This is a genomic window from Candidatus Clostridium eludens (assembly GCF_045310515.1).
GTDB lineage: Bacteria > Bacillota > Clostridia > Clostridiales > Clostridiaceae > Clostridium_B > Clostridium_B eludens.
Genome location: NZ_JBJHZX010000016.1, coordinates 18,292 through 33,678 on the forward strand (window position 1 = coordinate 18,292; position 15,387 = coordinate 33,678).

Consider the following 15,387-nt stretch of genomic DNA (forward strand, 5'->3'; position numbering starts at 1 on the left):
AAACTTTCATAATTCAATTCTCCTATATATAAAATATCACTATTTGATTATAAAATATTTAATGCACTGCTGGGAAGATAGAAATTCTCATCAAGGCATTTTATTTTTATGTTAAAAGATGGATGAGATATTGATTTTTTCATACTATAATGATAATATACGCATATATAGACATAAAATTACAATAATATATAAAAAACATCAACAAAATACAAAAGACTGGGAACTGTGAAGAATTCTATTTATTTGGGCATCTTGAGAATTCGGAGTTAGTGATGCAACCGACCAATTGAAACTAATTGATTTTTTATTAGCTTTAATTGGTTTTATTATTTAAGATGAATATACAAATGATACTAGGTCTTAAAAAGCTTTATCTATTCTAGGTAAGCACAGTGAGGAACACATAAAGGAAGAATAAGGGGGGAATGCTACTTGTTAAAAAATTTTAAACTCAATAGTATATGGAGTAAATTGTCTTTTATAGTAATTACATTTACATTACTTTTTATTATGGTTGTATCCATAAGTTCTAATTATATAGTAAAGAATAGTCTTTATGAAAATAGTCTTAATGAAATAGAGGAAAAAAGCAATACTTTTGCAAGTAATATAGAAGATTTAAAGCAAAAGTCGTTAAATGCTTGTGATTGGTTTGAAAATTCATCTAGACTTGTTGAAGCTCTTAGTACACAAAATAGAGCAGCTGCTTTGGATTTAGGTAAAACGGCATTAAAATCTTTTGGTATCGATTATTTGGTAATAACAGATAAAGAAGGTAATGTTTTTATACGCGCTCATGAACCGAATGAATATGGTGATAATATAGCAAATCAGGTAAACATTAAAAAAGCTTTGAACGGTGAAAAATCTGTAGGCATAGAAAATGGGGAAGTTGTAAAATATTCTATTAGGGCAGGGGTACCGTTAAAGGATAACAATGGTAATATTATAGGTGCAGTGTCCTTGGGATATATTCTTTCTAATAATGCATTTCTTGATAAACAAAAAAAATTATTTGGATATGATATTACAATTTTTTATGGCAATGAAAGAATTGCTACCACTATAAAAGATAAAAATGGAAAAAGGATTATTGGTACAAAAACTGAAAATACTTCTATAATAAACGATGTGTTAAAAAATGGCCAATCTTACTATGGCAAATGTATAATTAATAATGAAAATTATGTTGGTGGATATAAACCGATTATTGATGTAAGTGGAAAACCTTCAGGTATGATTTTTATAGGGGAAAAGGCCGATTTTATTAATAGCTTAGTTAACAAGCTTATAGCTAGCCAAGGTGTTATATTACTAATTTGTGGAGTGCTTTTAATTGTATGCATGTTAGTATTTATTAGATTTTTTATTATGAACAAAATTTTACAGCTTACTTCTAATTTTAAGGAAATATCAGAGGGGCATGGAGATTTGACTAAAAGAATTTTGATAACATCAAAAGATGAAATTGGTGAATTGTCGATGTATTTTAATAAATTCATGGAAAGCATACATAGTATAGTTAAAATAATAGTTGCAGAGGTTAACAAAGTAAATAGAGCTGTTTCTATAACAAATGATAATATAGCTGTATTAGCTAAAAATTTAGTTGAGACCTCAGAAACTGTGGAAAAACTATCAGTGGGTATGGAAGAAACAGCAGCTTCAACGGAAGAAATAAATGCTAGTACAGTTGAAATTGGTACAGCCATAGAGGATATTACTACAAAAACCCAAGATGGTACAACATCAGTTAATGAAATCAGTATAAAAGCAAATGAGCTAAAAGAAAATGCAAAACTATCTCAAACTGATGCAAATAAAATTAAATTAGAGATAAATGAAGCAGTTAATAATGCAATTATTAAATCAAAAGAAGTGGATAAAATAAAAGAGTTAACAGATTTTATTTTACAAATATCAGCTCAAACTAATTTATTGGCATTGAATGCATCTATAGAATCAGCAAGAGCAGGAGAAGCTGGAAGAGGATTTTCAGTTGTGGCAGAAGAAATAAGAAAACTAGCAGAAAGTTCTGAAGCTACTGTAAATGAAATGCAAAATATAATTAGCAGTGTATTTGAAGCGGTCAATAGTTTGTCCGAAAATTCTAAGAAGTCATTAGACTTTATAGATATCCAAGTAGTAAAAGGATATGAGGAACTTGTTGAAACTGGTGAAAGTTATAATAAGGATTCAATTTTTATAGAAGGATTAATGACAGATTTAAGTTCCACATCAGAAGAACTATTAGCATCCATAAAGATCATTTCCGAGGTTGTAGACAATATTTCTAAGGCTAGCAGTGAAGGAGCAAATGGAGTTAGCAATATCGCAGAGAAGATATCAATTATAACTGACAATGCAAATGAAATAAAATTAGAAACGGATATAATAAAGAAGAGCTCAGCTGAATTGAACAGTATAGCTTTAAAGTTTACTATATGATAATTATAAAAAATATAGCTATATAGTATTGTAGTGGTCGGTGAATGACCTTGTATACATACTAATTTTTCATATAAGACGTGGGAAAATCAAAAAGATAATATGGAGCATTGGAAATTTAATGCGTTGATGGGAAAGTAGAAATTCTCAGCAGCGCATTTTATTTTTTGGGTGGCGATTATATGTTTAAAGATATTAATAGTTCTGTAATTAATAATTTAGAAGTATTTTTAACGTCAAAGGTATAAACTATATTTGTGTGTCAAATTATAGTATAATTATCGTATGATATGAGGTGATTATATAAATGAAAACAGTAGAAGTAGTAGCTGCAATTATAAAGCACGGCAATGAAATATTTACCACCTGTCGTGGTTATGGTGAGTTTAAAAATATGTGGGAATTTCCAGGTGGCAAAATAGAATCTGGAGAGACAAGAGAAGAAGCACTTATTCGTGAAATTAAAGAAGAATTAGAATTGGATATACATGTTTCTAAATATGTAACTACTATTGAGTATGATTATCCAAATTTTCATCTTACAATGCACTGCTTCTTGTGTGATATATGTGGAGGAAAAATTCATTTAAACGCTCATAATGCTGCTAAATGGATACCATTAGATGAGTTGGACAAACTTAGATGGGTTCCAGCAGATATATTGGTTGTTGAGAAACTCAAAGAATTGTAAAAGAAAGAATGGCATTTTTGAAATCTAATATGTGTAGCATATATGCATGACAATAAATATCGCTTTTTTTATATAAAAATATTTGTATTTCATCAATAGGCGTTGATTAAATTGTAAAATATTATATAAATATTGTTCTTTGTATAAAGAATTAAATAACTTATTAAATTAATACAGGTGATAATATGGGATCAATATTTGACAAAATAAATAGTATAGAAAAGAAAGATAGTAACAATTTCAATATCAAGAATAAGGAAATAGAAAATAGCGGGTTTATTGTTAATAATGAATTGATAGTTAATTCAGAAGAAGGAAATCTATTACAAGAACTTAAGATATGTTTAAACCAATGTAATGGATTTTATTTCAGTACAGCATTTATCAATTTTAGTGGTGTTCAACTCTTATTGGATAGTTTTCAAGAACTTGAGAAAAAAGGCATTAAGGGCAAAATATTGACTTCAACATATCTTAATTTTACTGAACCTAAGGCACTTGAAAGAATAAGAAAGTTTAGTAATATTGATTTAAAGGTTTTTATCGCTAATAAAGATAAGGGTTTTCATACTAAAGCTTATATCTTCGAGAATAGAGAAGAATATAAAATAATTATAGGATCTTCTAATATAACTCAAAGAGCTTTAAAAAGTAATGTTGAGTGGAATGTAAAAGTTGTTTCAAAAAAAGATAATAGTTTTACACGTCAGGTTTTAGAAGAATACTTAGGATTATGGGATTCCACTACTATTGTAAGTGATGAATTTCTTAATAGCTACAGAAGTTTCCTCAAGGAAATTAGAAAAAGTGAGACTAATAAGGCTTTAGATTTTAGTAATTATGAATTAATAAAACCAAATGAGATGCAAGAAATGGCAATAAAGAGTTTAGATAGATTAAGACATTCAGGCGAAAATAAGGCATTAGTTATTGCAGCTACTGGTACAGGTAAAACATATATGTCAGCTTTTGATGTTATAAAATATAATCCCCGAAGAATGCTTTTTCTAGTACATAGAGAAGAAATTTTAAGAGATGCGGAGAAAACATTTAAGAAACTAGTAAAGAATAAAAATAAGAGCACAGGACTTCTAACAGGTACAAGCAAGGAAATAGATGCAGATTACGTATTTTCAACTGTACAATCAATGAACAATTATATTGATAATTTTAAAAAAGATGATTTTGAATATATTATTGTAGATGAAGCCCATCATGCAGCTAGTTCATCTTATAAAAAAATCATGGATTACTTTAAACCTAAATTTTTGCTTGGAATGACTGCAACACCAGAAAGGTGTGATGGTGGGAATATATTTGATATTTTTAGTGGTAATATAGCCTTAGAAGTAAGACTTAGAGAGGCTTTAGAACAAGAATTGATAGTTCCATTTCACTATTTTGGTATAACAGATATTGATGGCATAGATTTAAGTGATGTAAGCTTGCAGGATATTGATGAAATAGTTAAAAGATTGAAAGTTAATGAAAGAGTTGATTTTATAATAGAAAAAGTGCTGTTTTATGGGTATGATGGAGAGAAATGCAAGTGTATAGGCTTTTGTGCAAATATAGATCATGCGGAGTATATGGCAAGTGAATTTAATAAAAGAGGTATAAAAAGTGTATGCTTAACAGGAAAAAATTCTCCAAGTGGAAGAGCGGTTTATATAAAAAGATTAGAAAATGATGATGATGAATTAGAAGTTATATTTACTGTAGATATTTTTAATGAAGGTGTGGATATACCATCTATTAATTTAGTTTTAATGCTTAGGCCTACTAGTTCACCTATTATATTTATACAGCAGCTTGGCAGAGGACTTAGAAAACATAAAGGCAAAACATTTTTAACTGTATTGGACTTTATAGGAAATCATAAAAAAGTATTTTTAATAGCCATAGCTCTAAACGGTTCAAGGTATTATGACAAAGATAGTTTAAAAGTAGCAGTGTCAACTCAGTTTGGAAATATACCTGGATGTACTAATATTCAAATGGATAAAGTTGCTGAAGAGAGAATTTTAGAGCAGCTAAATAAAGAAAATTTTAATTCTATGAAATATTTAAAGGAGGAATATTTAGAGTTTAAGAAAATGAATGGAGAAAAAGTGCCATATTTTCTTATGGATTATATAAAGTATGATGGGGCACCAGATCCTTTGAGATTTTTAAACAAGGAAAAAACTTATCTTAGCTTTGTAGTTAAAATGGAAAATCAAAAAGAGTTGGAAAGTATATTGGAAGATGACGATTTCTTTAAAATACTAAAAGAGTTCACTAACAAGTTGCCAATAAAAAGAATTTATGAATTTAGTATATTAAAGCATCTTTTAAATCATGAACAGATAAGCTTAAAGCAGGCTAGATGTGAAATGTTAAAATATATTGATTATGTAGATGATAATAGTATTATACATGCTTTTAATTGTTTAAATCAAAATTACTATGATACAGCTCAAATAAAAAGTACTGTTAAGTTAGTTGAATTCCAGGATGAAATATTATCTTGTACTTGGAAATTTAAAAAAGTAATACACAATAAAGAATATAGATGTTACATTGAAGATATTATAAATTATGCGCTTATAAGGTATGAAAAAAAGTTTTCAAGCAATTATTATGGAGTTCCATTTTTAAAATTATATGAGCAGTACAAAATGGTGGATGTAGCGTTGCTTTCAAATTACACTAAAATTCACAGCTCTTTTAGAGGAAGTGGACTTATAACTAATGAAAATGAATATTTTATTTTTGTAGATTTGCATAAAGAAAAAAATATAAAGGAAAGCATTAATTATAAAGATAAACTTATAGATAGAAATTATTTTCAATGGCAAAGTCCTAATAGTACATCACAAAGTTCAGAAAGAGGAAAAAATATTATATTCAATAAGCAAAGAGGCATTAATTTGCATATCTTCTTAAGAAAATATAAGAAAATAGATGGAGTTGTTCAACCGTATATTTATATGGGAAAAGGGTATGTAGTAGAATGTAAAGGAGAAAAACCTATAACTGTTAAAATAAAATTAGAAAATGAAGTACCAATTACAATACATACGGAGTTTATTAAAAAGATATGAATTAGAAATGAGTAGAGCATCAACTAAAAGTTCTCCGTTAAGCATAAGTCCTGGCTAGGATAAAATAAGTTTCACGGCCTGTTTTACGTCTGTGATATTGGGAAAGGAAATACATTCAGATGGATAATAATGTTTTATGGTATAGAGAAAAACAAGTTGAAAGAACTATAAATAATTTAAGAAAACGCAATATGGCAGGATTTTTTGTTAATGATGATATGGAATTAAAAGAACTTTTAAAAGAACTTGTAGATAAAAATTCCGTAGTAGGTGTGGGCGATTCAATGACACTTTTTGAAACAGGTGTTATAGATTTTCTCCGTGAAGGAAATTTTACCTTTTTAGATAAGTATACAGAAGGTATTACAAGTGGAGAAAAAAGGCAAATATATATACAAAATTTTTCGGCTGATACTTTTATGTGTAGTACAAATGCCTTAACAGAAGATGGAGAACTTTATAATATTGATGGTAATGGAAGTAGAGTTGCACCAATGATTTATGGACCTAAGCAGGTTATTTTAGTAATCGGAATAAATAAAATAGTTAAGGACATAGAAGAAGCTGAAAAAAGAGTTAGAAGCTACTCTGCTCCCATTGATGCTAAAAGATTAGGTAAAAATACTCCATGTACTACCTTAGGCTATTGTGTAGACTGTAAAAGTCCCAATAGGATATGTAATAATTTTATAATCATTAGAGGACAATTTATTAAAAATAGAATAAAGGTAATAATTGTAGGAAAACAATTGGGATATTAATGATTTAGCTCACAATTTTCTTTTGACACGATAAAATGGCTTGCTTATTAGTAAGTCTTTTTGTCATTTTATTTATATCAATAAATTTTAAAAGGCAGCCCTACTAGTGCTGCTTTAACTATTTAAAGAGGATGATTGATTATGAAAGATTTGTTTTTATCCAAGTCCAATAAAGAATATCAAAAGAGTTTTGAAGAGTATTAATGAATATTTAAATGACTTACATAACGTCAGAGAATAAGCAGAGATGAAATGAAAAATGGAGGTATTATGAATAAACGAGAGCGAATTAAAACAGTCTTTTTATATGGTGTTTTCATTTGTTGCATAATTTTGTTAATTAAGATATTGTTCTTATCAAGAATTTCGCATTTGGAGCATAGGTCAATCAATCTCATTCCTTTTTATAGTATAATGGAATATATATCTGGCAGCTCTGCAAATATAAGAGCATTTTCTTTTAGTAATGTGGTTGGCAATATAGTTATTTTTATTCCACTTGGTACATATTTGTCATTATTCAAAAATGATAAAAGAGTAATAACCAATTTGTTGTTTATATTTATAGTGAGTTTATTTGTTGAAATCATTCAAGGGCTTTTATGCATTGGAGCATCAGACGTTGATGATATAATTCTAAATTGTTTGGGTGGATTGATTGGTATTTTAGGGTATAAGTTTTTATTGTCTATATTACGAGATGAGAAAAAAGTATATACTGCAATCACAATACTATCTGCTATGGGATTACCTCGTATATTATATTATTTATTCATGGTGAGAATGAGATTCTGAATATCTTTATTGCATAATCTTTTGATAAAAGGCTTAATGATATTTCACTTGGTTTAGGTAAAAAAGGTAATGATCATAAAAAGTTGGAAACTACATTGCTGGAGGTACAGGATTTAATAAGTAAGTCTGATGAAGAGTTACAGGGGCCATTTGTAGAATATGGAGACATTATAAATGCTGAGATGGTCATCATATACAGGGAGATTTATATATGTGCTTTTAAGGATGCTTTAAAGGCTATTGGAATAATTGAGGCAGTGAAAAAATAAGAAGAGTGTTGTTCAAATTTCAGGAGGCTACTATGGATACAATAAAGGCAATAGAAAAACGGAGAAGTATAAGAAAATTTGAAAATAAAATAGTATCAAAAGAAATGATAGAAAAATTATTAGTATTAGCAACTAAATCACCTTCAGGTAAAAATCGTCAACCATGGAGATTTATCGTTCTTCAAAATAGAAAGAAAGATGAGTTAGTAAGTATTATGGAGAATGTGTCAAGTCTACATAAGAAACAGAACAAACCTATTGGGAGTTTTGAACTAAGCATCAATTCAATTAATGAAGCATCCGCAGTAGTTTTAGTTTTTAATGCATTTTCTAATTTTGAAGAAGATTATAACCACTATAGATTACTTACTGATACTCAATCAATAGGTGCAGCTGTGCAGACAATCCTTTTAGCATCACAGGATTTTGGATTAGGTACTCTTTGGATTTGTGATATTTTTTATTGTGATAAAGAGATATGTTCATGGTTAAATCGTAAAGATGAACTTGTAGCTGCAGTAGCTATAGGCTATCCAAATCAATCTCCATATCCACGTCCACGAAAATTACTACAAGAAGTTACAGAATGGATATATTAGGATAATTAGATTTGATATATAGTTACAGTATGCCGCATTTTTAATTTGTACTACAAGTGTACAATTAAAGCATTCAGTGACTCTACTACGGCTGTTCCATCCCGACAACATGCGAACATTTATTTTTTATAAATTACTTCTTGACTTAGGGTTTACCTGAAATGATAAGATAACATAGAGAGAAGTTATCATATGAATTCTTATCAGAGGAGGGTATGAATGGAAACGAGGACTATATTAAAGAATAAGTTTTATTTGTATATGACAGAATTTTTTGCAGGAATGTCAGTAATGGCAGTGGAACTTGGAGCGAGCAGACTTTTGGCACCATATTTTAGTTCTTCACAAATTGTGTGGACAATTATTATTGGAACTATCATGATTGCAATGGCATTGGGCAATATCTGGGGGGGAAGAAGTGCAGATAAAAATCCTAATCCAGATAAGTTGTATATGCGAATTGTTATAGCTGCTATATGGATTGCAGCTATACCGCTTCTGGGAAAGTATATAATTTTAGCTGTATCTGCAGTACTTATTTTAACAATAAGTAATAACTTTTTAATTTTAGCAACCTTTTTAACATGTATGATAATTTTTGTATTTCCGCTTTTTTTGCTGGGGACAGTTACACCTTCTCTGGTGAAATATACGGTAAATAGTTTGAGTGACAATGGAAAGATAGTGGGTATGCTAGGCGCAATTAATACAATTGGAAGCATCATTGGCACATTTTTACCTACCTTTGTTACAATTCCGGCAGTTGGAACATCTGTTACATTCTTAATATTTTCGGGAATTCTTCTGGTACTTGGCATGATTTATTTTATAAACATAAGAGCAAAGAAAGCACAATGTATTATAAGTGTTATTTTATTTATCTTTTGCAGCGTATTTGGATCATCGGATAGTTTTGCATTTTGGGAGAAAAATCTCTTGTATGAAGGAGAATCTATTTATAATTATCTGCAGGTGAAGGATACAAATGATAGCGTAATTCTTTCTACCAATGTTCTTTTTGGAGTTCAATCCATTATGAAAAAAGATAACAGTTTGACGGGAATGTATTATGACTACGCACTTGCGGCACCCGTTATGTCCGGAATTTATAAGAAAAAAAATGCAAAGATTTTGGTGCTTGGTATGGGGACAGGCACTTATGCAAAACAGTGTCAAAAATATTTTCCTAATGCTTCCATCGAAGGCGTAGAAATAGATCAGAAAATAACCAATTTAGCCAGTAAATATTTTAAACTCCCGAACACTATAAAAGTAAATACTTATGATGGAAGAGCATACTTGAATTCTGAAAATAAGAAATATGATGTGATCATGGTAGATGCCTATCAGGATATAACCATACCTTTTCAGATGTCTTCCAAAGAATTCTTTACTATTGTTAAAAATCATTTAGCAAAAGATGGTATCATGGTTGTAAATATGAATATGCATACCGAAGAAAAAGGAAATATTACACAGCATTTATCAGACACCATAGCAAATGTTTTTAATAAGGTATATACAGTGAATGTAGATGGCTCAACCAACAGAGAACTATTTGCAACGCAGAATATGGAAGCAGCTAAAACCTTTGAGCAGAATACTAGAGAATTAAGAAACAATGAATTAAAGACATTAATGTATAACATTGCAGATAATATGGATACATATGTAAAAGGAAATTATCTTCTGACTGATGATAAGGCACCAGTGGAACTTTTAGGAATGAGGGTAATCGATGAATTAATTCAGGATGAACTAAGTTATTACAAAAAAATATTCAAAGAAGAAGGTATAAATGGATTACTAAAAAGTTTATAAGGTTAAATGAAAAAGTAAGTTCATCTTTTCACTCAGCCATTGATAATGCAGAAATTACGTCAGGTTTTTTCCATTTACGAGAGCTGGAGCTGGCAGTATAATAAGTAAAAAATGTCTGCTTCTATGAGTGCAAGCATGGCAAATAGGTATTTGAAATTATTAACTATGATAACGAGAAAGCTATATTTCTTTTGAAGATTGATGATAGTAACTATAAGGTTGAAGGTTTTGGAAGAGTCAGTGAATGGTGTGTTTAAGAAAGGTATTTTTAAGATGTAAAAAATGCACATGGAGTAATAGAATAAGTAAGATGATCTTGTGCTGTAAGTAAGATGACTCGTATCATAGATTTAAGTGAAAAGAATAATTTAAATTACGTAGAATAATTGAAATATAGAGTATAATATATATAAGAATTTGTATTATTTAGTTAGGGATGTGAAGTAAATTGGGTGCTGAAAAAGTAAAAATAGATTTGAATTTATCTAATGATTTAATACCGCTTATAGAAGATCTAGGACTTTCAAAATCTTTAAATGATAATATAACTATATCAATAGCAATTGCATTATTTACAAGTAAGTCTGTGTCGTTAGCTCGAGCAGCTGAGATAGCAGAAATGAGCCTTGTAGATTTTATGGATTTACTTAAAAATAAAAACATACCTTGGAACGAATATACAGAAGATGAATTTCGTCTTGATCAAATTGCACTAAGAGATTTAAAAGATGAATTAGGAGCTAACAAAGATGACTAAAGTTGTATGTAATTCAAGCCCAATCATAGGGCTAAGTATTATTAAAAAGTTAGATTTGCTGTGGGAGATTTTTATATGATGAACAGGTATTTAGATTCATTTATAAATTCAATGGTGCTCCATATAGAAATAAGCCTATTACACCTTAGTGGCTGTGAAGCAATTCATGATTCGTTGATAAATGAATAATACGGTGTTAAAAATTTAAAAATATGTTACAATTTCTATGTAAGTTAAGTTGGGAATATAAAAAACTGCTGATAGAAATAGATATAAAAATTCTCGTATAACGTTGAAGAATATTATAAATCTAGGTAGTTCTAGGGGGAACGTGATTGTGGATAAAAACTGGACTATGAGTGCTTATTATAAAAAAATAGTAAAGACTTTTCATATTATACTCGCAGCCAGTATATTTGGTAGCTTATTATCAATTCTCATTATTTTCATGGTTAAACAAAATTGTCATATGATAACCGAAAACATTTTTGCAGTGGATTTAAGCATTCTTAGAATATTTACGTGGGGAGTGAATTATGCTTTCTTTGCTCTAATGTTAACTTCATTTATCTTTGGGTTGTTCACAGAATGGGGATTTGTTAAATATCGATGGATAATATTCAAGTGGATGATTGTGTTAAGTATGTTTGCGGTAACTTGTTTTGGTTTGGGACCAGCTATAAATGGTATGACATCCATAGCGGATGCAGGATTAAATAGTTCAACAATGAGTAGAGAATATTTAAATTTTCAACAGAGAGCCGTAGTATTTAATGCAGTTGAGATAGTAGCTATTTTACTTATTTTTGTGATTTCTGTTTTTAAACCGTGGGGAATAAGGAATGTAAAGCGACAGATTAAACAAAAAACAGTAATTATGATATTATTACCTCTCATAGCTATAGGTGTTGGATTTGCAACCATTAATGCTATAAAGTTAAACACAATAAGAAATATATCTATAAAAAATATCGATCTTACAAGGATTAATGATGGAATATATATAGGAGAATCGAAGGCTGGAAATTATGCATATAAGGTGAAGGTAAAAGTTGAAAACCATAAAATTATTAATATTGAAGGGATAGATAATCGGAAAAGTCCCTATGTGACTTATGCAGAAGGAGTTTTTACTAAAATTATAAAACAACAGAAAGTAGATGTAGATGCAGTAACTGGTGCTACAACAACCAGTAAGGCATTTATGAAGGCGGTAGAGAATGCACTTAATAAATGAAGTGTTTTTACTTATCTATTTTCATAACTATCAAAAAACGAATAATTATTTAGAACACCGTATTATTCATTAGCATACATAATAGATATAGTTAATGCAGCAGTGACTCTAGATAATGCAGGCAGTGGGATTATAGTTTTTATAGCAAGTGTAGATAGTGGAGTTTCATGGAAATCGTGGAATGGAAGTTCATGGGTATTGGTTGATATAACAAATTAGGTGGTAACCCCAACAATCTAATTCACTTAAATTTCATGATATACTAGAATTAGTTATGACGGACTTGTAATTTTAGACGAATTAATACCATTTTTATATAGATTGTTTATGAAATAAAAGTCACCATAGAATCTAATTATTTAGTCTTAATCTTTATAAAATGGTAACATAAGCTACATATTTTTACCTCTAATAGACTTATACTATAATTAAGAAATTTAAGGAGGTAAGAATATGAATAGCTTAATTAAAAATATAGAATTTTCAAAAGTACTTAATTTACAGGACTTAATATCATATCAAGAAGGTCAGGTTATAAGTAGAACTATTGCTCAGATACCTTCTGCAAATATTACTCTATTCTCACTAGATAAAGGAGAAGGTATCAGTACACATGTGACTTCTGGAGACGCTATGGTTCAAATATTAGATGGTACAGCCGAAATTACCATAGGTAATAATGTTTTTAATGTTAAAGCAGGTGAAACAATAATAATGCCTTCTGATATTCCTCATGGACTTGAAGCTCGTGAAAGATTCAAAATGCTTTTAACCGTAATAAAACACTAAACAAATTGATAGGGCAGATATGCTGCCCTATCAATTTGTATCTAGAATTTCTCTTCTCAATAGATTAGATTATTAATACCATGAGGGCAAGACTTAGAAAATATGAAATATTAGAAAATAAATAATAATTTTTGATGAGATGACTATCATGTAGTGGTAAGATTGTTGGTTTTGGGAATATCAGAACATTACGGTAGAAAAGAAACAGCGTGAAGTATCGGCATAACATAGTTTTCTAAGGTTTTAAATAAATATTAAAGTATGTTATATGCTCCCTCAGACTGCGGTTTGGGGGAGTTTTTTTAAAATATATGTAGTAGAATGCAATACTTAACAATGCCACACGAGCTATAGAGTGGATATTTTAAAACTTAAAACAGAAAATATTCATAAATCATATATTTGACGATGTAATAATATAATAATTGCCTGATAAACGAAGTCACTCAAATCTTCATTACTGAATTGGTTTCAATAGGTTTATTGTATCGTAGTAGTGCAATGTTCTAGCAGTAACACCTGTTATTCGTACAATATCTTTAACTGTAAAAAATTGTGTTTTCATTCCAAAAATCCTCTACTTCTTTAAGAATTTTTATATCTATTTTACTCTTTTTGTATCATATATATAATACGCTATAACCATACGTCATAGTCAAGTATAATAAACTATTCATATGTAAAAGGCAAAAAGGACTGTGATAATAAACATATAGATGATAGAGTTTTATATCAGGCATTTATAAACACTTATAATTCTCTAATAGAAAATAAGGACCAATTCACGGAGAAGTGGAGGCAGGACTTAGGAAGCAATAACTTGCTTAAAAGATATAAGACTAAGCAGTTCATAGAAATTGTAGAAAATGCAGAGTTAATAGAGGAGTTTGATACAGATTTGTTTTTTACGATTACCGATTTTTGCTGTACAGAAGGGGCCTAAGCCTGGTCAGGGTATTAGTTTCTTCGGATTTCGTGATTTAATGATGATTGGTATAAATGCAGGACATTTGAAAGCACCAAATAATTCTCACTCTGGAATTTCATATTTTTATAAGTCATCCGCTATTCTGGATGTTATAGATAGTTAAGAATTTATTTTGGCAATAAATAAGCTATGGTTAGAGGAAGATATTTTACTCATATACCATGAGACAATTAAATGCTATTGATTAGGCCAAGAATTGGAAGGTGGGGAAATATCTTATGGAAGATTATGTTTTATATGATTCGTTTATAGAAAAAAACAAGGTGTTAGATGATTCTAGCAAATCGTTACCTCAAGTAAAAAAAGAAATGATGCATTTAATAACTCCAGATATGGACAAAAATATTTTAACATTATTGCAATGGGATTGTCAGTTATTTGCTTGTTGAGAGATTGTAATAGAACATAGAGAAGAAGGTCAGGATTTTTTATTTCCAGAGTTAGTTTTTACTAATGGAACAATAATTCCTGATATAGATAACTTTGAAAAAGAAAGATTTAGTTTTTATAGGCATAGATATGAGAGTGTTAGCAATAAAATAGTTAGAATACGTTATGCAAACTATTTTTTTCAATATGGTGAAAAGAGTAAAAAATATCAGTATGGTACAGAATTGAACCAATTACTATGTGATGAGATTAAAAATATGAAGATCTCTCATGAATGCGTGGTAAATGTCTCAAGGTTATTTGAAGTAGCATTATCTTTTTCTATTGAAAATGCTATTACGAGAATTGATGAATTGGTTATGGTAGAGCAGTTAGGAAAAAATTTAAGGAATAATATAGCACATGGTCTGGCTGGAATAGATACCTTTGGAAAAACAAACTGTTTAATAGTGATATATTTATTTTTCTTAATCACTGCAACTAAATGGGATTTTAATAAAGGATAAGAATAAATAATATCAACTACTCATTAGGCTAATAATGTGAAAGTAAGATGAAGATAGAAAAATAGCTAAATGTGAAAAAATTTTAGAATAGGATATGGTGAGCCATACTATAAGTAATTGCGATTTTTTGACATGAATCCATGTACACTACATATGAAGAGTTGTGTTTGTAGAAGAGAAATAGATTGGTATAGAAAAAGCATAACAAAAGGCCATCAACAAATAATAGAATTGTACCTTAATTTTC

The 15,387-nt window shown here is 29.3% G+C and carries 15 protein-coding genes and 1 riboswitch; of the genes, 14 read left to right on the forward strand and 1 reads right to left on the reverse strand.

From position 1 onward, the window contains the following. The first annotated feature begins 212 nt into the window (after window positions 1-212). Window positions 213-296: riboswitch (cyclic di-GMP riboswitch) on the forward strand. A gap of 139 nt (window positions 297-435) precedes the next feature. The 11 genes from ACJDU8_RS11720 to ACJDU8_RS11770 all read left to right on the forward strand — a co-directional run bounded on the left by ACJDU8_RS11720 (window position 436) and on the right by ACJDU8_RS11770 (window position 13,256). After that, window positions 436-2,451 (forward strand): methyl-accepting chemotaxis protein, encoded by a 2,016-nt coding sequence (locus ACJDU8_RS11720; RefSeq protein WP_406792338.1) that lies wholly within the window; start codon window positions 436-438, stop codon window positions 2,449-2,451. A 307-nt stretch (window positions 2,452-2,758) separates the two neighbouring features. Further along, window positions 2,759-3,142, forward strand: a complete 384-nt coding sequence (locus ACJDU8_RS11725; protein WP_406792339.1) for a (deoxy)nucleoside triphosphate pyrophosphohydrolase — start codon at window positions 2,759-2,761, stop codon at window positions 3,140-3,142. A gap of 185 nt (window positions 3,143-3,327) precedes the next feature. Then, the gene (locus ACJDU8_RS11730; RefSeq protein WP_406792340.1) at window positions 3,328-6,228 is read left to right on the forward strand and encodes a DEAD/DEAH box helicase; all 2,901 of its coding nucleotides are present in this window, start codon (window positions 3,328-3,330) and stop codon (window positions 6,226-6,228) included. Between the two features lie 119 nt (window positions 6,229-6,347). Then, the gene (locus tag ACJDU8_RS11735; RefSeq protein ID WP_406792341.1) at window positions 6,348-6,989 is read left to right on the forward strand and encodes a lactate utilization protein; all 642 of its coding nucleotides are present in this window, start codon (window positions 6,348-6,350) and stop codon (window positions 6,987-6,989) included. Window positions 6,990-7,259: 270 nt separating this feature from the next. Beyond that, window positions 7,260-7,784 (forward strand): VanZ family protein, encoded by a 525-nt coding sequence (locus ACJDU8_RS11740; protein WP_406792342.1) that lies wholly within the window; start codon window positions 7,260-7,262, stop codon window positions 7,782-7,784. Between the two features lie 95 nt (window positions 7,785-7,879). Beyond that, window positions 7,880-8,053 (forward strand): hypothetical protein, encoded by a 174-nt coding sequence (locus tag ACJDU8_RS11745; protein ID WP_406792343.1) that lies wholly within the window; start codon window positions 7,880-7,882, stop codon window positions 8,051-8,053. Between the two features lie 32 nt (window positions 8,054-8,085). Next, a complete protein-coding gene (locus ACJDU8_RS11750) occupies window positions 8,086-8,652 on the forward strand; it encodes a nitroreductase family protein (RefSeq protein WP_406792344.1) in 567 nt (188 codons plus the stop codon). A 219-nt stretch (window positions 8,653-8,871) separates the two neighbouring features. Then, window positions 8,872-10,473, forward strand: a complete 1,602-nt coding sequence (locus ACJDU8_RS11755) for a spermidine synthase (RefSeq protein WP_406792345.1) — start codon at window positions 8,872-8,874, stop codon at window positions 10,471-10,473. 448 nt (window positions 10,474-10,921) lie between these two features. Continuing rightward, the gene (locus ACJDU8_RS11760; protein WP_406792346.1) at window positions 10,922-11,230 is read left to right on the forward strand and encodes a UPF0175 family protein; all 309 of its coding nucleotides are present in this window, start codon (window positions 10,922-10,924) and stop codon (window positions 11,228-11,230) included. A 337-nt stretch (window positions 11,231-11,567) separates the two neighbouring features. Beyond that, entirely contained in the window at window positions 11,568-12,467 is a 900-nt protein-coding gene (locus ACJDU8_RS11765) for an FMN-binding protein (RefSeq protein WP_406792347.1), read from the forward strand. A 453-nt stretch (window positions 12,468-12,920) separates the two neighbouring features. Beyond that, complete coding sequence (locus ACJDU8_RS11770; protein ID WP_406792348.1) at window positions 12,921-13,256, forward strand: cupin domain-containing protein; 336 nt, start codon at window positions 12,921-12,923, stop codon at window positions 13,254-13,256. Window positions 13,257-13,713: 457 nt separating this feature from the next. Here ACJDU8_RS11770 and ACJDU8_RS11775 read toward each other — a convergent pair whose 3' ends face one another. Further along, on the reverse strand, window positions 13,714-13,821 hold the full coding sequence (locus ACJDU8_RS11775) for a MerR family DNA-binding transcriptional regulator (protein ID WP_406792349.1): 108 nt from the start codon (window positions 13,819-13,821) through the stop codon (window positions 13,714-13,716). A 255-nt stretch (window positions 13,822-14,076) separates the two neighbouring features. Between ACJDU8_RS11775 and ACJDU8_RS11780 the strand changes: the two genes are divergently transcribed. From ACJDU8_RS11780 to ACJDU8_RS11790, 3 genes are all read left to right on the forward strand, one after another. Next, window positions 14,077-14,199, forward strand: a complete 123-nt coding sequence (locus ACJDU8_RS11780; RefSeq protein WP_406792350.1) for a hypothetical protein — start codon at window positions 14,077-14,079, stop codon at window positions 14,197-14,199. Window positions 14,200-14,462: 263 nt separating this feature from the next. Beyond that, window positions 14,463-14,633 carry a hypothetical protein gene (locus tag ACJDU8_RS11785; RefSeq protein ID WP_406792351.1) on the forward strand — a complete coding sequence of 57 codons (171 nt, stop codon included), beginning with the start codon at window positions 14,463-14,465 and terminating at the stop codon, window positions 14,631-14,633. A gap of 258 nt (window positions 14,634-14,891) precedes the next feature. Continuing rightward, complete coding sequence (locus tag ACJDU8_RS11790) at window positions 14,892-15,140, forward strand: DUF4209 domain-containing protein (protein ID WP_406792352.1); 249 nt, start codon at window positions 14,892-14,894, stop codon at window positions 15,138-15,140. The last annotated feature ends 247 nt before the right edge of the window (window positions 15,141-15,387 follow it).